Here is a 15,748-nt window from a genome sequence, read left to right as displayed (position 1 = left end):
AATTCGTTCCTGCCATTTTGCTTTTCTTGCAAGACAATAGCGTCGCAAGACAACAGTGGAGCTAGTAGATGGCAACTATCAACCAGCTGGTACGTCAGCCGCGTAAGCGTATCGTCGAGAAATCCGACGTGCCTGCGCTGCAGAACTGCCCGCAACGTCGTGGCGTATGCACCCGTGTGTATACCACCACGCCGAAAAAACCTAACTCGGCACTGCGTAAAGTATGCCGTGTGCGTCTGACCAACGGTTTCGAGGTTTCCTCGTACATCGGCGGTGAAGGCCACAACCTGCAAGAGCACAGCGTCGTACTGATCCGTGGCGGCCGTGTAAAAGACTTGCCAGGTGTTCGTTACCACACCGTTCGCGGCTCTTTGGATACTTCCGGCGTTAAAGGTCGTAACCAGGGTCGTTCGAAGTACGGTACCAAGAAGCCTAAGTAGTAGCGGCTTTTTGTAAAAACTGATTTTCTATTTTTCTGAGTCGATAAGAGTAAGGTCGGAGGCGTCCCGAAAGGGCACCGATTCCGAGCGAACCTGAAGACCGTTTGAGGGCTTATCCATGCCAAGAAGACGCGTAGCAGCCAAGCGCGAAGTGCTTGACGATCCAAAATACGGCAGCCAGATTCTGGCCAAGTTCATGAACCACGTGATGGAAAGCGGCAAGAAAGCCGTTGCCGAGCGTATCGTTTATGGCGCGCTGGAAAAGGTTAAAGAACGCAAGAACAGCGACCCCCTGGAAATCTTCGAGAAAGCTCTCGACGCCATCGCTCCGCTGGTCGAAGTGAAGTCGCGCCGTGTAGGCGGTGCTACTTACCAGGTTCCGGTCGAAGTTCGTCCGTCCCGTCGTAACGCTCTGGCAATGCGCTGGTTGGTAGACTTCGCCCGTAAGCGCGGCGAGAAGTCTATGGCTCTGCGTTTGGCTGGCGAACTGTTGGACGCTGCTGAAGGCAAAGGTGCTGCAGTTAAGAAGCGTGAAGACGTGCACCGTATGGCTGAAGCCAACAAGGCTTTCTCGCACTACCGCTTCTAATTTTAGCGTCACTAATTTTGCGAGGGCTTTATGGCTCGTACTACACCGATTAATCGCTACCGTAACATTGGTATCGTTGCTCACGTGGATGCTGGTAAAACCACCACCACCGAGCGCGTCCTTTTTTACACTGGCAAAAGTCACAAAATGGGCGAGGTGCATGACGGCGCCGCGACCACAGACTGGATGGTGCAGGAGCAGGAGCGTGGTATTACCATTACTTCTGCTGCTATTACCGCCTTCTGGCAGGGTTCCGAGAAGCAGCACAAGGACCAATACCGCTTCAACGTCATCGACACCCCGGGTCACGTGGACTTCACTATTGAAGTTGAGCGTTCCCTGCGTGTTCTCGACGGCGCGGTCGTTGTGTTCTGCGGCACCTCGGGTGTTGAGCCTCAGTCGGAAACCGTATGGCGTCAAGCCAACAAGTACGGCGTTCCACGTCTTGTTTACGTAAACAAGATGGACCGTGCTGGTGCGAACTTCCTGCGCGTGATCAGTCAGATCAAGCAGCGTCTGGGTCACACCCCGGTTCCAATCCAGTTGGCTATCGGTTCCGAAGACAACTTCCAGGGTCAGATCGACCTGATGTCCATGGAAGCTGTTTACTGGAATGACGCTGACAAGGGTATGGTTCCAGTTCGCAAGCCTATCCCTGCTGAACTGCAGGAACTGGCTGACGAATGGCGCGGCAACATGGTTGAGGCTGCGGCTGAAGCCAGCGAAGAGCTGATGAACAAGTACCTCGAAGGTGAAGAACTCACCAACGCGGAAATCAAGGCCGCTCTGCGTCAGCGTACTATCGCTGGTGAGATCGTTCTGGCTGTTTGTGGTTCTTCCTTCAAGAACAAGGGTGTTCCCCTGGTTCTCGACGCCGTTATCGATTACCTGCCTGCGCCTGTTGATATTCCTGCCATCAAGGGTACTGACCCGGATGACGAGACTATCGATCTGGAGCGTCATGCAGACGACAACGAGCCGTTCTCCGCTCTGGCATTCAAAATTGCCACTGACCCATTCGTGGGTACCTTGACCTTTGTTCGAGTTTACTCGGGCGTGTTGGCATCCGGCGACGGCGTGATCAACTCGGTTAAGGGCAAGAAAGAGCGCGTGGGTCGTATGGTGCAAATGCACGCAAACGCCCGTGAAGAAATCAAGGAAGTGCGCGCTGGTGACATCGCGGCCTTGATCGGCATGAAGGACGTCACCACTGGTGAGACTTTGTGCAACGCTGACAAGCCAATCATCCTGGTTCGCATGGACTTCCCGGAGCCGGTTATTTCGGTTGCCGTAGAGCCTAAGACCAAGGACGACCAGGAAAAAATGGGTATCGCTCTGGGCAAGCTTGCTCAGGAAGATCCATCTTTCCGCGTCAAGACTGATGAAGAGACTGGTCAAACGATCATCTCCGGCATGGGCGAGTTGCACCTGGACATCCTGGTTGACCGGATGCGCCGTGAGTTCAACGTCGAAGCCAACATCGGTAAGCCTCAAGTTTCGTACCGTGAGCGCATCACGAAGAGCTGCGAAATTGAAGGCAAGTTCGTTCGTCAGTCCGGCGGTCGTGGCCAGTTCGGTCATTGCTGGATTCGTTTTGCTCCTGCTGACGAAGGTCAGGAAGGTCTGCAATTCCTGAACGAAGTAGTGGGTGGTGTGGTTCCTAAGGAATACATCCCGGCTATCCAGAAGGGTATCGAAGAGCAGATGAAGAACGGCGTTGTTGCCGGCTATCCGCTGATCGGCCTGAAGGCTACCGTGTTTGATGGTTCTTACCACGACGTCGACTCCAACGAGATGGCGTTTAAGGTGGCTGCTTCCATGGCGACCAAGCAACTGGCCCAGAAGGGCGGTGGTGAGTTGCTTGAGCCGATCATGGCGGTAGAGGTTGTTACACCTGAAGACTATATGGGTGACGTGATGGGCGACCTTAACCGTCGTCGCGGCATGATCCTGGGTATGGAAGACACGGTCTCCGGCAAAGTAATTCGTGCTGAAGTTCCGTTGGGTGAGATGTTCGGTTATGCAACTGACGTCCGTTCCATGTCCCAAGGTCGCGCAAGCTACTCTATGGAATTCAAAAAATACAATACGGCTCCGTCGCACATCGTCGAAACCGTTACCAAAAAACAAGGCTGATTCAGCCCCTTTAGGCTAGGAGTTAATTGTCGTGGCTAAAGAAAAATTTGACCGTACCCTCCCGCACGTCAACGTTGGCACCATCGGTCACGTCGACCATGGTAAAACCACGCTGACCGCTGCTCTGACTCGCGTCTGCTCCGAAGTTTTCGGTTCGGCCGTTGTTGCTTTCGACAAGATCGACAGCGCTCCGGAAGAAAAGGCTCGTGGTATCACCATCAACACCGCGCACGTTGAATACAACTCGCTGATCCGTCACTACGCTCACGTTGACTGCCCAGGTCACGCTGACTATGTGAAGAACATGATCACCGGTGCTGCTCAGATGGACGGCGCTATCCTGGTTTGCTCGGCCGCTGATGGTCCGATGCCACAAACCCGTGAACACATCCTGCTGTCCCGTCAGGTTGGCGTTCCGTACATCGTTGTCTTCCTGAACAAGGCTGACATGGTTGACGACGCTGAGCTGCTGGAACTGGTTGAGATGGAAGTGCGCGATCTGCTGAGCACTTACGACTTCCCAGGTGACGACACTCCGATCATCATCGGTTCGGCTCTGATGGCTCTGAACGGCCAAGACGACAACGAAATGGGCACCACTGCCGTTCGTAAACTGGTTGAGACTCTGGACAGCTACATTCCAGATCCAGTTCGTGTTATCGACAAGCCGTTCCTGATGCCAATCGAAGACGTATTCTCGATCTCCGGTCGCGGTACTGTTGTAACTGGCCGTATCGAGCGCGGTATCGTCAAGGTTCAGGATCCACTGGAAATCGTTGGTCTGCGTGACACTACCGTCACCACCTGCACCGGTGTTGAAATGTTCCGTAAGCTGCTCGACGAAGGTCGTGCTGGCGAGAACTGCGGCGTTCTGCTGCGTGGTACCAAGCGTGACGACGTTGAGCGTGGTCAGGTTCTGGTTAAGCCAGGCTCGGTTAAGCCGCACACCAAGTTCGAAGCTGAAGTCTACGTTCTGAGCAAAGAAGAAGGCGGTCGTCACACTCCGTTCTTCAAAGGCTACCGTCCACAGTTCTACTTCCGTACAACTGACGTGACTGGTAACTGCGAACTGCCGGAAGGCGTTGAAATGGTAATGCCAGGCGACAACATCAAAATGGTTGTCACCCTGATCAAGACCATCGCAATGGAAGACGGTCTGCGTTTCGCTATCCGTGAAGGCGGTCGTACCGTCGGCGCTGGCGTCGTAGCCAAAATCATCGAGTAAGCTCTTTTAGAGCAAGCTTTGATGAATTGAAAAAGCCCCCGCTCAGCGGGGGCTTTTTTATTGGGTTGACACCTATATGGGGCGTCTATAGAATTGCGCCTCCTTTTAACGGGCGTATTGCGCTCGGTGGGAATAGCAGCCGGAGTCTGAAATCCAATGCAAAATCAGCAAATCCGTATCAGGTTGAAGGCTTTTGACCATCGCCTGATCGACCAATCCACCCAGGAAATCGTGGAAACCGCGAAACGTACTGGTGCTCAAGTGCGTGGTCCAATTCCACTGCCTACCCGTAAAGAGCGGTTCACCGTTCTGGTCTCCCCGCACGTCAACAAAGACGCGCGTGACCAGTACGAGATCCGTACTCATAAGCGCGTTCTGGATATCGTCCAGCCAACGGATAAAACCGTTGATGCTCTTATGAAGCTTGATCTTGCGGCCGGTGTGGAAGTACAGATCAGCCTCGGCTAAGACTCGGTCTTAGTCGTGTAACGCTCTGAAATGGGCGGCCATAGCGGGTGAAAGCCCCGTACACTCATGAGGTTTACAACATGACTATTGGTGTAGTCGGTCGTAAATGCGGTATGACCCGTATTTTCACCGAAGAAGGTGTCTCCATTCCGGTCACGGTCATTGAGATCGAGCCGAATCGCGTCACCCAGTTCAAAACTGAAGAGACCGATGGCTATCGTGCAGTGCAAGTCACTGTAGGCGAGCGTCGTGCTTCGCGTGTTACAGCTGCTCAAGCTGGCCACTTCGCTAAAGCGAACGTTGCCGCTGGTCGTACCGTAATGGAATTCCGTCTTGAAGAAGGCGAGTACCAGGCCGGCGATCTGATCAACGCTGAAATCTTCGCCGCTGGTCAACTGGTTGATGTAACCGGTCAGTCCAAGGGTAAAGGCTTCCAGGGTACGATCAAGCGTTGGAACTTCCGCGGGCAAGATAATACCCACGGTAACTCCGTGTCCCACCGCGTTCCAGGCTCTATCGGCCAGTGCCAGACTCCTGGTCGTGTATTCAAGGGCAAAAAAATGTCCGGTCATATGGGCGCTGAGCGCGTGACCGTGCAGTCCCTCGAAGTAGTGCGCGTGGACGCTGAACGCAATCTGTTGTTGGTCAAGGGCGCTGTTCCTGGCGCTACTGGCGGCAACTTGGTTGTACGTCCAGCAGCCAAGGCTCGCGGTTAAGGGGAAGCTGACATGCAATTAAATGTAAATGACGCTCAAGCGATCGAAGTTTCCGAACTGACATTTGGCGGCGAATTCAACGAGACGCTGGTTCACCAAGCAGTCGTGGCCTACATGGCCGGCGGCCGTCAAGGTAGCAAGCAGCAAAAGACCCGTTCCGACGTTCGTGGTGGCGGTAAGCGCCCATGGCGTCAGAAAGGTACTGGCCGTGCTCGTGCCGGTACTATCCGTAGCCCAATCTGGCGTGGCGGCGGTACCACTTTCGCAGCTCGTCCTCAGGATCACACCCAGAAGCTGAACAAGAAGATGTATCGCGCAGCAATGCGTTCCATCCTTGCTGAGCTGGTGCGTACTGATCGTCTGGTTGTGGTTCAGGACTTCGCTGTTGATGCACCGAAGACCAAAGATCTGCTGAACAAACTGACCGGCATGGGCCTGACTGACGTCTTGATCGTGTCTGAAGTAGTTGATCAGAACCTGTACCTGGCTGCTCGTAACCTGCCACACGTTGATGTACGTGACGTGCAAGGTTCCGATCCAGTTAGTCTGATCGCATACGACAAGGTGTTGATCACCGTGTCGGCCGTGAAGAAATTCGAGGAGCTGCTGGGATGAACCAGGAACGCGTATTTAAAGTTCTGCTTGGCCCGCACGTTTCCGAGAAGGCTACGGTTCTGGCTGACAAGAAAGGCCAGTTCGTTTTCAAGGTTGCAACTGACGCAACCAAGCTGGAAATCAAGAAGGCCGTCGAAAGCCTGTTCAGCGTGAAAGTAGAGCGTGTTACTACCCTGAATGTTCTGGGTAAGAGCAAGCGCACTGCTCGCGGTCTGGGCAAGCGTAATGACTGGAAGAAGGCAGTTATCTCCCTTCAGCCAGGCCAAGATCTCGATTTCAGCAGCAGTGCTGAGTAAGGAAGGGGTGCATCATGGCAATCGTTAAATGCAAACCGACTTCCCCTGGCCGCCGTTTTGTGGTCAAGGTGGTCAACCAGGAGCTGCATAAAGGCGCTCCTCACGCACCGCTGCTCGAGAAAAAATCGAAGACTGGTGGTCGTAACAACAATGGTCGCATTACCACTCGTCACATCGGTGGTGGCCATAAGCAGCATTATCGTCTGGTCGATTTCCGTCGCAACGACAAAGATGGCATCTCTGCCACTGTCGAGCGTATTGAATACGATCCAAACCGTACTGCTCACATCGCTCTGCTGCTGTACGCAGATGGCGAGCGTCGCTACATCATCGCCCCTAAAGGCGTGAGTGCTGGTGACCAGCTGATCGCAGGTGCCTTGGCGCCGATCAAGCCGGGCAACGCTCTGCAACTGCGTAACATTCCAGTTGGTAGCACCGTACACGGCATCGAATTGAAGCCAGGTAAAGGCGCACAGATCGCTCGTTCCGCTGGTGCTTCGGCTCAGCTGATCGCTCGTGAAGGTGTCTACGTGACCCTGCGTCTGCGTTCTGGTGAGATGCGTAAAGTGCTGGCTGAATGCCGCGCGACCCTGGGTGAAGTCTCGAACTCCGAGCACAGCCTGCGTTCGCTGGGTAAAGCTGGTGCCAAACGCTGGCGTGGCGTTCGCCCAACCGTTCGTGGTGTTGCCATGAACCCGGTTGACCACCCACATGGTGGTGGTGAAGGTCGTACCTCTGGTGGTCGTCATCCGGTATCGCCATGGGGCTTCCCGACTAAGGGCGCGAAGACTCGTGGTAATAAGCGTACCGACAAAATGATCGTCCGTCGTCGCAAGTAAATAGAGGGATACGACAGTGCCACGTTCTCTGAAAAAAGGTCCTTTTATTGATCTTCACCTACTGAAGAAGATCGAAGTGGCGGCGGAAAAGAACGATCGCAAACCAGTTAAAACCTGGTCGCGTCGTTCGATGATCCTGCCACAAATGGTCGGTCTGACCATCGCAGTTCATAACGGTCGTCAACATGTTCCAGTTCTCGTGAACGAAGACATGGTCGGCCACAAACTAGGCGAGTTTGCCGGTACCCGCACATATCGTGGGCACGTGGCAGACAAGAAAGCCAAGCGTTAAGGGGTAAGGAACGATGGAAGTAGCCGCTAAGTTGTCGGGCGCTCGAATCTCCGCCCAGAAAGCCCGCTTGGTCGCCGACCAGATCCGCGGGAAGAAGGTGGGCGAAGCGCTCAACCTGTTGGCTTTCAGCAGTAAGAAAGCCGCCGAGATCATGAAGAAAGTGCTGGAGTCGGCCGTAGCCAACGCCGAGCATAACGAAGGCGCAGACGTTGATGACCTCAAAGTCAGCACCGTATTCGTCAACGAAGGGCGTTCGCTGAAGCGAATCATGCCACGTGCCAAAGGCCGTGCTGATCGCATCGTCAAGCGGTCTTGCCATATCACTGTCAAGGTTGCTGACAAGTAACGGAGTCGAAGAGATGGGTCAGAAAGTACATCCCATTGGCATTCGCCTGGGAATCGTCAAGGAACACACCTCCGTCTGGTACGCAGACGGTCGGACTTATGCGGACTATTTGTTCGCTGATCTGAAGGTGCGTGAGTATCTCCAAGACAAACTAAAAAGCGCGTCCGTAAGCCGTATCGATATCCATCGTCCGGCTCAAACTGCACGTATCACCATCCACACCGCTCGTCCAGGTATCGTTATCGGGAAGAAAGGTGAAGATGTTGAGAAACTGCGTCAGGACCTGACCAAACAAATGGGTGTGCCTGTGCACATCAATATCGAAGAAATCCGCAAGCCGGAACTCGACGGTATGTTGGTTGCGCAGAGCGTAGCTCAGCAGCTGGAGCGTCGCGTAATGTTCCGTCGCGCTATGAAGCGCGCTGTACAGAACGCCATGCGCATTGGTGCCAAAGGCATCAAAATCCAAGTGAGTGGTCGTCTCGGCGGTGCTGAAATCGCACGTACTGAATGGTATCGCGAAGGTCGTGTGCCACTGCACACCCTGCGTGCCGACATCGACTATGCCAACTACGAAGCTCACACCACTTACGGTGTGATCGGTGTAAAGGTTTGGATCTTCAAAGGCGAAGTAATTGGTGGTCGCCAAGAAGAACTGAAACCACAAGCACCAGCGCCTCGTAAAAAAGCTGCTAAGTAAGGGGTACGCCAAATGTTGCAACCAAAGCGTACGAAGTTCCGCAAGCAGATGACAGGCCACAACCGTGGTCTGGCTCAGCGCGGTAGCAAAGTCAGCTTCGGCGAGTTCGCGCTGAAGTCTGTAGCTCGTGGTCGTCTCACCGCTCGTCAGATCGAGTCAGCGCGTCGTGCTCTGACCCGTCACGTTAAACGTGGCGGCAAGATCTGGATCCGTGTATTCCCGGACAAGCCTATTTCCAAAAAGCCACTCGAAGTTCGGATGGGTAAAGGTAAGGGTAGTGTGGAGTACTGGGTTGCCCAGATTCAGCCAGGCAAAGTCCTGTATGAAATCGAGGGTGTTTCTGAAGAGCTGGCGCGTGAGGCTTTTGCCCTGGCTGCTGCAAAGCTGCCGCTCGCCACCGCCTTTGTTAAACGGACGGTGATGTGATGAAAGCGAATGAACTTCGTGAAAAATCCGCACAGCAGCTGAACGAGCAACTGCTCGGCTTGCTGCGCGACCAGTTCAATCTGCGTATGCAGAAAGCAACTGGCCAGTTGGGGCAGTCTCATCTGCTCTCGCAAGTTAAGCGTGACATCGCTCGCGTGAAGACTGTGCTCAACCAGCAGGCAGGTAAGTAATCATGGCTGAAGCCGAAAAAACTGTCCGTACGCTGACTGGCCGTGTTGTCAGCGACAAGATGGACAAAACCATCACCGTTCTGATCGAGCGTCGCGTTAAGCACCCGATCTACGGTAAATACGTTAAGCGTTCGACTAAGCTGCACGCGCACGACGAAACCAATCAGTGCCACATCGGCGACAAAGTCACTATTCGTGAAACTCGTCCTTTGGCCAAGACCAAGTCTTGGGCGCTGGTTGATGTTCTCGAACGCGCTGTGGAAGTCTAAGGACTAGGGGTCGGAGAAATTATATGATTCAGACTCAATCCATGCTCGATGTGGCCGATAACAGCGGCGCTCGCCGTGTTATGTGCATCAAGGTGCTGGGTGGCTCCCATCGTCGTTACGCTGGTATCGGTGACATCATCAAAGTTACCGTGAAGGAAGCAATTCCTCGCGGTAAAGTGAAAAAAGGCCAAGTGATGACTGCTGTTGTAGTCCGCACTCGTCACGGCGTACGTCGTGCTGATGGCTCCATTATCCGCTTTGATGGCAACGCTGCTGTTCTTCTGAACAACAAGCAAGAGCCGATCGGCACCCGTATCTTTGGGCCAGTGACCCGTGAACTTCGTACTGAGAAGTTCATGAAGATCGTCTCGCTCGCCCCAGAAGTGCTGTAAGGAGATCCGACATGCAAAAGATTCGTCGTGACGACGAGATCATCGTGATCGCCGGCAAAGACAAAGGTAAGCGCGGTAAGGTGCTTAAGGTTCTCGCTAATAACCGTCTGGTTATTGGTGGTCTGAACCTGGTTAAGCGTCATACCAAGCCTAACCCGATGTCGGGCGTACAAGGCGGTATCGTCGAAAAAGAAGCTCCACTGGACGCTTCTAACGTCGCCATTTTCAACGGCGAAACCAACAAGGCTGACCGCGTTGGTTTCAAAGTAGAAGACGGCAAGAAAATTCGTGTCTTCAAGTCGACCCAAAAAGCGGTTGATGCTTGAACACTGCTAGGTAGAAGACCATGGCACGACTAAAAGAGATTTACTGGAAGGAAATCGCACCGAAGCTTAAGGAAGAACTTAAGCTTTCGAACGTGATGGAAGTTCCACGCGTTACCAAAATCACCCTGAACATGGGTCTGGGCGAAGCGGTCGGTGACAAAAAAGTCATCGAGCACGCTGTTGCTGACCTGGAAAAGATCACCGGTCAGAAAGTCGTTGTGACTTACGCTCGGAAATCCATCGCTGGCTTTAAAGTCCGTGAAGGTTGGCCGATCGGCGTCAAAGTGACTCTGCGCCGTGAGCGTATGTACGAATTCCTGGATCGTCTGCTGTCGATCTCCCTGCCTCGGGTTCGCGACTTCCGCGGCCTGAATGCCAAGTCCTTCGATGGTCGTGGTAACTACAGCATGGGCGTTAAAGAGCAGATCATTTTCCCGGAAATCGACTACGACAAGATCGATGCTCTCCGCGGTCTGGACATTACCCTGACCACCACTGCCAAGAACGATGATGAAGGTCGCGCTCTGCTGCGTGCTTTCAAATTCCCGTTCCGCAACTGATTGGAGTAGGAAAATGGCCAAGATGAGCATGAAAAACCGCGAGCTGAAGCGTCAGCTCACGGTTGCCAAGTACGCCAAAAAGCGTGCAGCACTGAAAGCTATCATCGTTGATCTGAACGCAAGTCCAGAAGCGCGTTGGGAAGCTACAGTAGCTCTGCAGAAGCAGCCACGTGACGCAAGCGCCTCGCGCATGCGTAACCGCTGCCGCCTGACCGGTCGTCCACACGGCGTTTACCGCAAGTTCGGCCTCGGCCGTAACAAACTGCGTGAAGCTGCAATGCGTGGTGACGTACCTGGTCTGGTTAAAGCCAGCTGGTAAGCACTGTCAAAGTCTCGACGGTCGGAATCGCAAGATCCTGACCGCCGGTGACCTTGAACTTGAATCAAGCCCCTTTTGGGGCTTGATTCATTTGTGGGGTGTGTCTAGAATACCCGGCTCGCCTGAGCCCGTGCTTTTTTCGCATGGATGTCCTCGGCGACAAGTAGTAGCCGCAAGGCTAATTTTTTTGTATTAGGAGCGTCTAGCCCATGAGTATGCAGGACCCGTTAGCGGACATGCTAACTCGAATCCGTAATGCCCAGATGGCTGAAAAGTCCGTCGTAAGCATGCCATCTTCTACTTTGAAGGTAGCTGTTGCCAAAGTCCTGAAGGACGAAGGTTACATTGCGGGTTATCAGATCAGCAGCGAAATCAAACCACTGCTGTCCATCGAGCTGAAGTACTTCGAAGGCCGTCCGGTCATCGAGGAAGTCAAGCGCGTTAGCCGTCCAGGCCTGCGTCAGTACAAGTCCGTCGATGATCTGCCAAAAGTTCGTGGCGGTCTCGGTGTGTCTATCGTCTCCACCAACAAAGGTGTGATGACGGATCGTGCTGCGCGCGCTGCCGGTGTCGGCGGCGAAGTTCTTTGCACTGTGTTCTAAGGGGGGATAAGCATGTCACGCGTCGCTAAGAACCCCGTTAAGCTGCCAGCCGGTGTCGAAGTAAAATTCGCAGGCCAACAGCTTTCGGTGAAGGGTGCCAAGGGCACTCTCGAACTGAACATCCATTCGTCCGTTGAGATCGTTGAAGAAGCTGGTGAGCTGCGTTTCGCTGCTCGCAATGGCGATCAACAAACTCGCGCAATGGCTGGTACCACTCGTGCGTTGGTAAACAACATGGTCCAAGGCGTAAGCCAAGGCTTCGAGCGCAAGCTCCAGCTGGTCGGTGTTGGTTACAAAGCGCAAGCAAAAGGCACAGTGCTGAACCTGGCTCTTGGCTTCTCGCACCCAGTGGATTATGAACTGCCGGAAGGCATCACCGCTGAGACTCCTAGCCAGACCGATATCCTGATCAAGGGCATCGATAAGCAGCTGGTAGGTCAAGTGGCCGCCGAGATCCGCGACTTCCGTCCACCAGAGCCGTACAAAGGCAAAGGTGTGCGCTACGCGGACGAAGTCGTCCGTCGTAAAGAAGCCAAGAAGAAGTAGGGCATAGCAAATGACCGACAAAAAAGTTACTCGACTGCGTCGCGCTCGCAAAGCACGCCTGAAAATGCACGAACTCGAAGTCGTGCGTCTCTGCGTGTTCCGCTCGTCGCAGCACATCTACGCCCAGGTCATTTCGGCCGACGGCAACAAAGTCCTGGCATCTGCCTCGACTTTGGATAAAGAACTGCGTGATGGCGCCACTGGCAACATCGACGCGGCCACTAAGGTTGGCCAGCTGGTCGCTACGCGTGCTAAAGCCGCTGGCGTCTCGCAGGTGGCTTTCGACCGCTCTGGCTTCAAGTACCACGGCCGCGTCAAGGCGCTGGCTGATGCTGCTCGTGAAGCTGGGCTGGAGTTCTAAGTTATGTCAAATAACGACCAAAAGCGCGACGAAGGCTACATTGAGAAGCTGGTTCAAGTTAACCGCGTAGCCAAAACCGTAAAAGGCGGCCGTATCTTCACTTTCACCGCGTTGACCGTGGTTGGTGATGGTAAAGGGCGTGTTGGCTTCGGCCGTGGCAAGTCACGTGAAGTGCCTGCTGCGATCCAGAAGGCAATGGAAGCTGCTCGCCGCAACATGATCCAAGTTGATCTGAACGGCACCACTCTGCAGTACGCAATGAAGTCCGGTCACGGCGCTTCGAAGGTGTACATGCAGCCTGCATCTGAAGGTACCGGTATCATCGCTGGCGGCGCTATGCGTGCTGTCCTCGAAGTTGCTGGCGTTCAGAACGTTCTGGCCAAGTGCTACGGCTCGACTAACCCGGTAAACGTGGTTCACGCCACTTTCAAAGGTTTGAAAGCTATGCAGTCTCCTGAATCCATTGCCGCCAAGCGTGGCAAAAGCGTCAAGGAGATCTTCTGATCATGGCTACCGTTAAAGTTACGCTGATCAAAAGCATGACCGGCCGCATCCCTAACCACAAACTGTGCGTTAAGGGTCTGGGTCTGCGTCGCATCGGTCACACTGTAGAAGTACTTGATACTCCCGAGAATCGCGGGATGATCAACAAGGCTTACTACATGCTGCGTGTCGAGGGTTAATCGATGAAACTCAATGATCTGAGTCCAGCGCCGGGTTCCCGTCGCGAAAAGCATCGTCCGGGCCGTGGTATCGGTAGTGGTTTGGGCAAGACCGGTGGCCGTGGCCACAAAGGTCAGTCCTCCCGCTCCGGTGGCACCATTGCTCCAGGCTTTGAAGGCGGTCAACAGCCGCTGCATCGTCGCCTGCCGAAGTTCGGTTTCGTTTCCCTGAAAGCCATGGATCGCGCAGAAGTGCGTTTGTCCGAGCTGGCTAAAGTGGAAGGCGACATCGTCACTGTGCAGTCTCTGAAAGATGCCAACGTGATCAACGTCAACGTACAGCGTGTGAAAATCATGCTGTCCGGCGAAGTTACTCGCGCTGTTACCATCGGAAAGGGAATCGGCGCCACCAAAGGTGCGCGTGCGGCTATCGAAGCAGCTGGCGGCAAGTTCGAGGAATAAATGGCTAAGCAAGGTGCTCTCTCTGCGCTCGGCAAAGGCGGTATGTCTGAACTCTGGGCTCGTCTGCGTTTTCTGTTCCTGGCGATTATCGTCTACCGAATAGGCGCACACATCCCGGTTCCAGGTATCAACCCGGACCGACTCGCGGACCTGTTTCGACAGAATGAGGGGACCATTCTTAGCTTGTTCAACATGTTTTCCGGCGGTGCGCTGGAGCGGATGAGCATCTTTGCACTGGGGATCATGCCGTACATCTCGGCATCGATCATCATGCAACTGATGACAGCCGTCAGCCCGCAGCTGGAACAGTTGAAGAAGGAAGGTGAAGCTGGGCGTCGCAAGATTGCTCAGTACACCCGCTACGGCACTGTCGTCCTCGCTCTCGTTCAGGCAATTGGCATGTCCATTGGTCTGGCAGGGCAGGGCGTTGCGTTCACTGGTGACTTTGGCTTCCATTTCGTCGCGGTATCCACGTTTGTGGCTGGTGCGATGTTCATGATGTGGCTGGGTGAGCAGATTACTGAGCGTGGTGTTGGCAACGGTATCTCGATGTTGATTTTCGCAGGTATCGTCGCCGGTCTTCCGAGAGCGATCGGGCAGTCTTTCGAGTCTGCGCGTCAGGGTGATATCAACATTTTTGCCCTGGTTGCCATCGGTTTGCTGGCAGTAGCGATTATCGGTTTCGTGGTGTTCATTGAGCGTGGTCAGCGTCGTATTGCTGTTCATTACGCCAAGCGTCAGCAGGGCCGTAAGGTCTTTGCTGCGCAGACTAGCCACTTGCCGTTGAAGGTGAACATGGCCGGTGTTATTCCGGCCATTTTCGCGAGCAGCATTTTGCTGTTCCCGGCTTCGTTGGGTACCTGGTTTGGTCAGTCTGAAGGTATGGGCTGGCTGCAGGATATCTCGCAGTCGATCGCTCCTGGTCAGCCGTTGAATATTCTGCTGTTTAGTGCAGGGATTATTTTCTTCTGCTTCTTCTATACGGCGTTGATGTTCAATCCGAAAGACGTAGCGGAAAACCTGAAGAAGTCCGGTGCCTTTATTCCGGGCATCCGTCCAGGTGAGCAGTCTGCGCGCTACATTGATGGCGTTCTGACTCGTTTGACCCTGTTCGGTGCTCTATATATGACGGCCGTATGCCTGTTGCCCCAGTTCCTGGTGGTTGCAGCAAACGTTCCGTTCTACCTTGGCGGGACCTCGTTGCTGATCGTCGTCGTGGTTGTGATGGACTTCATGTCCCAAGTACAATCGCACCTCGTTTCGCACCAGTACGAATCCCTGATGAAGAAAGCCAACCTGAAGGGTTACGGCAGCGGCATGTTGCGCTGAGTACCCATAAGGTTCGAGGAGTTGGTGATGAAAGTTCGTGCATCGGTGAAAAAGCTGTGCCGTAACTGCAAGATTATTCGCCGCGAAGGTGTTGTTCGAGTAATTTGCAGCGCGGAACCGCGTCACAAACAGCGCCAAGGCTGACTGTGATTGTGCTTCAAGCCCGGTAGCTAGTGCGCTACCGGGTTGATTATTTGTTATTACAGCGATATTATCTCGCGCCCTATTTCTTGGCTTCCGGGGCGTAGGTAGCTGTCAATTGGAGTCCCACTGAATGGCCCGTATTGCAGGCGTTAACATTCCAGATAACAAGCATACTGTTATCTCGCTGACCTACATCTATGGTGTTGGTCGCACTACTGCGCAGAAGATCTGTGCAGTGACTGGGGTAAACCCAGCCGCAAAGATCAAGGATCTGAGCGACGAGCAGATTGAACAGCTGCGTGGCGAAGTGGCGAAGTTCACCACTGAAGGTGACCTGCGTCGCGAAATCAACATGAAAATCAAGCGTTTGATGGACCTCGGTTGCTATCGCGGTCTGCGTCATCGTCGTGGTCTTCCAGTACGCGGTCAGCGTACCAAGACTAACGCGCGTACCCGTAAAGGTCCGCGTAAGCCGATCCGCAAGTAATCGCCCCAGC

28 protein-coding genes are annotated in these 15,748 nt (G+C 54.1%); all 28 read left to right on the top strand.

Going from position 1 to position 15,748, the window contains the following annotated elements:
- The first annotated feature begins 68 nt into the window (after positions 1 to 68).
- The 28 genes from rpsL (at position 69) to rpsM (ending at position 15,738) form a co-directional block, all read left to right on the top strand.
- Positions 69 to 440, top strand: a complete 372-nt coding sequence (gene rpsL, locus DJ564_RS29390; RefSeq protein ID WP_002555494.1) for a 30S ribosomal protein S12 — start codon at positions 69 to 71, stop codon at positions 438 to 440.
- A 118-nt stretch (positions 441 to 558) separates the two neighbouring features.
- Positions 559 to 1,029, top strand: coding sequence for a 30S ribosomal protein S7 (gene rpsG, locus DJ564_RS29385; protein ID WP_002555493.1), 471 nt, complete (start codon positions 559 to 561; stop codon positions 1,027 to 1,029).
- 30 nt (positions 1,030 to 1,059) lie between these two features.
- Positions 1,060 to 3,165: an elongation factor G gene (gene fusA, locus DJ564_RS29380; protein WP_109635258.1), complete on the top strand. Its 2,106-nt coding sequence runs from the start codon at positions 1,060 to 1,062 to the stop codon at positions 3,163 to 3,165.
- A gap of 31 nt (positions 3,166 to 3,196) precedes the next feature.
- On the top strand, positions 3,197 to 4,390 hold the full coding sequence (gene tuf, locus DJ564_RS29375) for an elongation factor Tu (protein ID WP_007896660.1): 1,194 nt from the start codon (positions 3,197 to 3,199) through the stop codon (positions 4,388 to 4,390).
- A gap of 156 nt (positions 4,391 to 4,546) precedes the next feature.
- Entirely contained in the window at positions 4,547 to 4,858 is a 312-nt protein-coding gene (gene rpsJ, locus DJ564_RS29370; RefSeq protein ID WP_003186070.1) for a 30S ribosomal protein S10, read from the top strand.
- An 80-nt stretch (positions 4,859 to 4,938) separates the two neighbouring features.
- Positions 4,939 to 5,574: a 50S ribosomal protein L3 gene (gene rplC / locus DJ564_RS29365; RefSeq protein WP_003186059.1), complete on the top strand. Its 636-nt coding sequence runs from the start codon at positions 4,939 to 4,941 to the stop codon at positions 5,572 to 5,574.
- 12 nt (positions 5,575 to 5,586) lie between these two features.
- Entirely contained in the window at positions 5,587 to 6,189 is a 603-nt protein-coding gene (rplD, locus tag DJ564_RS29360) for a 50S ribosomal protein L4 (RefSeq protein ID WP_007896707.1), read from the top strand.
- Complete coding sequence (rplW, locus tag DJ564_RS29355) at positions 6,186 to 6,485, top strand: 50S ribosomal protein L23 (protein WP_002555488.1); 300 nt, start codon at positions 6,186 to 6,188, stop codon at positions 6,483 to 6,485. Before rplD ends, rplW begins: the two co-directional genes overlap by 4 nt.
- Positions 6,486 to 6,499: 14 nt before the next feature.
- A complete protein-coding gene (rplB, locus tag DJ564_RS29350) occupies positions 6,500 to 7,324 on the top strand; it encodes a 50S ribosomal protein L2 (protein ID WP_003176423.1) in 825 nt (274 codons plus the stop codon).
- 16 nt (positions 7,325 to 7,340) lie between these two features.
- Complete coding sequence (gene rpsS / locus DJ564_RS29345) at positions 7,341 to 7,616, top strand: 30S ribosomal protein S19 (protein WP_002555486.1); 276 nt, start codon at positions 7,341 to 7,343, stop codon at positions 7,614 to 7,616.
- A 13-nt stretch (positions 7,617 to 7,629) separates the two neighbouring features.
- The gene (gene rplV, locus DJ564_RS29340) at positions 7,630 to 7,962 is read left to right on the top strand and encodes a 50S ribosomal protein L22 (RefSeq protein WP_003103908.1); all 333 of its coding nucleotides are present in this window, start codon (positions 7,630 to 7,632) and stop codon (positions 7,960 to 7,962) included.
- A gap of 13 nt (positions 7,963 to 7,975) precedes the next feature.
- Positions 7,976 to 8,662: a 30S ribosomal protein S3 gene (gene rpsC / locus DJ564_RS29335; protein ID WP_003176422.1), complete on the top strand. Its 687-nt coding sequence runs from the start codon at positions 7,976 to 7,978 to the stop codon at positions 8,660 to 8,662.
- Between the two features lie 12 nt (positions 8,663 to 8,674).
- Positions 8,675 to 9,088 carry a 50S ribosomal protein L16 gene (gene rplP, locus DJ564_RS29330; protein ID WP_007896757.1) on the top strand — a complete coding sequence of 138 codons (414 nt, stop codon included), beginning with the start codon at positions 8,675 to 8,677 and terminating at the stop codon, positions 9,086 to 9,088.
- Positions 9,088 to 9,279, top strand: a complete 192-nt coding sequence (gene rpmC, locus DJ564_RS29325) for a 50S ribosomal protein L29 (protein WP_002555481.1) — start codon at positions 9,088 to 9,090, stop codon at positions 9,277 to 9,279. The genes rplP and rpmC overlap by 1 nt, the downstream gene beginning before the upstream one ends.
- 2 nt (positions 9,280 to 9,281) lie before the next feature.
- Entirely contained in the window at positions 9,282 to 9,548 is a 267-nt protein-coding gene (gene rpsQ, locus DJ564_RS29320; RefSeq protein WP_003176419.1) for a 30S ribosomal protein S17, read from the top strand.
- A 23-nt stretch (positions 9,549 to 9,571) separates the two neighbouring features.
- Positions 9,572 to 9,940, top strand: a complete 369-nt coding sequence (gene rplN / locus DJ564_RS29315) for a 50S ribosomal protein L14 (RefSeq protein ID WP_002555479.1) — start codon at positions 9,572 to 9,574, stop codon at positions 9,938 to 9,940.
- 11 nt (positions 9,941 to 9,951) lie between these two features.
- A complete protein-coding gene (rplX, locus tag DJ564_RS29310) occupies positions 9,952 to 10,266 on the top strand; it encodes a 50S ribosomal protein L24 (protein ID WP_003176416.1) in 315 nt (104 codons plus the stop codon).
- 20 nt (positions 10,267 to 10,286) lie between these two features.
- Positions 10,287 to 10,826 (top strand): 50S ribosomal protein L5, encoded by a 540-nt coding sequence (gene rplE, locus DJ564_RS29305; RefSeq protein WP_003176415.1) that lies wholly within the window; start codon positions 10,287 to 10,289, stop codon positions 10,824 to 10,826.
- Between the two features lie 13 nt (positions 10,827 to 10,839).
- Entirely contained in the window at positions 10,840 to 11,145 is a 306-nt protein-coding gene (rpsN, locus tag DJ564_RS29300) for a 30S ribosomal protein S14 (RefSeq protein WP_003176414.1), read from the top strand.
- Positions 11,146 to 11,354: 209 nt separating this feature from the next.
- Positions 11,355 to 11,747, top strand: a complete 393-nt coding sequence (gene rpsH, locus DJ564_RS29295) for a 30S ribosomal protein S8 (RefSeq protein ID WP_003186040.1) — start codon at positions 11,355 to 11,357, stop codon at positions 11,745 to 11,747.
- Between the two features lie 12 nt (positions 11,748 to 11,759).
- A complete protein-coding gene (rplF, locus tag DJ564_RS29290; RefSeq protein WP_003176412.1) occupies positions 11,760 to 12,293 on the top strand; it encodes a 50S ribosomal protein L6 in 534 nt (177 codons plus the stop codon).
- Positions 12,294 to 12,303: 10 nt separating this feature from the next.
- Positions 12,304 to 12,654, top strand: a complete 351-nt coding sequence (rplR, locus tag DJ564_RS29285) for a 50S ribosomal protein L18 (protein WP_003186037.1) — start codon at positions 12,304 to 12,306, stop codon at positions 12,652 to 12,654.
- A 3-nt stretch (positions 12,655 to 12,657) separates the two neighbouring features.
- Complete coding sequence (rpsE, locus tag DJ564_RS29280; RefSeq protein WP_007943782.1) at positions 12,658 to 13,158, top strand: 30S ribosomal protein S5; 501 nt, start codon at positions 12,658 to 12,660, stop codon at positions 13,156 to 13,158.
- 2 nt (positions 13,159 to 13,160) lie between these two features.
- Positions 13,161 to 13,337, top strand: coding sequence for a 50S ribosomal protein L30 (gene rpmD, locus DJ564_RS29275; protein ID WP_003186033.1), 177 nt, complete (start codon positions 13,161 to 13,163; stop codon positions 13,335 to 13,337).
- Positions 13,338 to 13,340: 3 nt separating this feature from the next.
- Positions 13,341 to 13,778, top strand: a complete 438-nt coding sequence (gene rplO / locus DJ564_RS29270) for a 50S ribosomal protein L15 (protein ID WP_007896782.1) — start codon at positions 13,341 to 13,343, stop codon at positions 13,776 to 13,778.
- Complete coding sequence (gene secY / locus DJ564_RS29265; protein WP_007896784.1) at positions 13,779 to 15,107, top strand: preprotein translocase subunit SecY; 1,329 nt, start codon at positions 13,779 to 13,781, stop codon at positions 15,105 to 15,107.
- Positions 15,108 to 15,134: 27 nt separating this feature from the next.
- On the top strand, positions 15,135 to 15,251 hold the full coding sequence (gene rpmJ / locus DJ564_RS29260) for a 50S ribosomal protein L36 (RefSeq protein WP_002555468.1): 117 nt from the start codon (positions 15,135 to 15,137) through the stop codon (positions 15,249 to 15,251).
- Between the two features lie 130 nt (positions 15,252 to 15,381).
- A complete protein-coding gene (gene rpsM, locus DJ564_RS29255; protein ID WP_003186020.1) occupies positions 15,382 to 15,738 on the top strand; it encodes a 30S ribosomal protein S13 in 357 nt (118 codons plus the stop codon).
- The last annotated feature ends 10 nt before the right edge of the window (positions 15,739 to 15,748 follow it).

This window comes from Pseudomonas sp. 31-12 (assembly GCF_003151075.1).
GTDB lineage: Bacteria > Pseudomonadota > Gammaproteobacteria > Pseudomonadales > Pseudomonadaceae > Aquipseudomonas.
This window is presented reverse-complemented; position numbering and strand designations above follow the sequence as displayed.

What these genes read in the sequence shown, in the direction of transcription:
- secY (WP_007896784.1), top strand. Translation starts at nt 13,779, where the DNA reads ATGGCTAAGCAAGGTGCTCTCTCTGCGCTCGGCAAAGGCGGTATGTCT.
- rpmJ (WP_002555468.1), top strand. Translation starts at nt 15,135, where the DNA reads ATGAAAGTTCGTGCATCGGTGAAAAAGCTGTGCCGTAACTGCAAGATT.
- rpsL (WP_002555494.1), top strand. Translation starts at nt 69, where the DNA reads ATGGCAACTATCAACCAGCTGGTACGTCAGCCGCGTAAGCGTATCGTC.
- rplO (WP_007896782.1), top strand. Translation starts at nt 13,341, where the DNA reads ATGAAACTCAATGATCTGAGTCCAGCGCCGGGTTCCCGTCGCGAAAAG.
- rpmC (WP_002555481.1), top strand. Translation starts at nt 9,088, where the DNA reads ATGAAAGCGAATGAACTTCGTGAAAAATCCGCACAGCAGCTGAACGAG.
- rplW (WP_002555488.1), top strand. Translation starts at nt 6,186, where the DNA reads ATGAACCAGGAACGCGTATTTAAAGTTCTGCTTGGCCCGCACGTTTCC.
- rpsM (WP_003186020.1), top strand. Translation starts at nt 15,382, where the DNA reads ATGGCCCGTATTGCAGGCGTTAACATTCCAGATAACAAGCATACTGTT.
- rplB (WP_003176423.1), top strand. Translation starts at nt 6,500, where the DNA reads ATGGCAATCGTTAAATGCAAACCGACTTCCCCTGGCCGCCGTTTTGTG.
- rpmD (WP_003186033.1), top strand. Translation starts at nt 13,161, where the DNA reads ATGGCTACCGTTAAAGTTACGCTGATCAAAAGCATGACCGGCCGCATC.
- rplC (WP_003186059.1), top strand. Translation starts at nt 4,939, where the DNA reads ATGACTATTGGTGTAGTCGGTCGTAAATGCGGTATGACCCGTATTTTC.
- rpsJ (WP_003186070.1), top strand. Translation starts at nt 4,547, where the DNA reads ATGCAAAATCAGCAAATCCGTATCAGGTTGAAGGCTTTTGACCATCGC.
- rplD (WP_007896707.1), top strand. Translation starts at nt 5,587, where the DNA reads ATGCAATTAAATGTAAATGACGCTCAAGCGATCGAAGTTTCCGAACTG.
- rplX (WP_003176416.1), top strand. Translation starts at nt 9,952, where the DNA reads ATGCAAAAGATTCGTCGTGACGACGAGATCATCGTGATCGCCGGCAAA.
- rplN (WP_002555479.1), top strand. Translation starts at nt 9,572, where the DNA reads ATGATTCAGACTCAATCCATGCTCGATGTGGCCGATAACAGCGGCGCT.
- rplR (WP_003186037.1), top strand. Translation starts at nt 12,304, where the DNA reads ATGACCGACAAAAAAGTTACTCGACTGCGTCGCGCTCGCAAAGCACGC.
- rpsQ (WP_003176419.1), top strand. Translation starts at nt 9,282, where the DNA reads ATGGCTGAAGCCGAAAAAACTGTCCGTACGCTGACTGGCCGTGTTGTC.
- fusA (WP_109635258.1), top strand. Translation starts at nt 1,060, where the DNA reads ATGGCTCGTACTACACCGATTAATCGCTACCGTAACATTGGTATCGTT.
- rplE (WP_003176415.1), top strand. Translation starts at nt 10,287, where the DNA reads ATGGCACGACTAAAAGAGATTTACTGGAAGGAAATCGCACCGAAGCTT.
- rpsN (WP_003176414.1), top strand. Translation starts at nt 10,840, where the DNA reads ATGGCCAAGATGAGCATGAAAAACCGCGAGCTGAAGCGTCAGCTCACG.
- rpsH (WP_003186040.1), top strand. Translation starts at nt 11,355, where the DNA reads ATGAGTATGCAGGACCCGTTAGCGGACATGCTAACTCGAATCCGTAAT.
- rplP (WP_007896757.1), top strand. Translation starts at nt 8,675, where the DNA reads ATGTTGCAACCAAAGCGTACGAAGTTCCGCAAGCAGATGACAGGCCAC.
- rplV (WP_003103908.1), top strand. Translation starts at nt 7,630, where the DNA reads ATGGAAGTAGCCGCTAAGTTGTCGGGCGCTCGAATCTCCGCCCAGAAA.
- rpsE (WP_007943782.1), top strand. Translation starts at nt 12,658, where the DNA reads ATGTCAAATAACGACCAAAAGCGCGACGAAGGCTACATTGAGAAGCTG.
- rpsC (WP_003176422.1), top strand. Translation starts at nt 7,976, where the DNA reads ATGGGTCAGAAAGTACATCCCATTGGCATTCGCCTGGGAATCGTCAAG.
- rplF (WP_003176412.1), top strand. Translation starts at nt 11,760, where the DNA reads ATGTCACGCGTCGCTAAGAACCCCGTTAAGCTGCCAGCCGGTGTCGAA.
- rpsG (WP_002555493.1), top strand. Translation starts at nt 559, where the DNA reads ATGCCAAGAAGACGCGTAGCAGCCAAGCGCGAAGTGCTTGACGATCCA.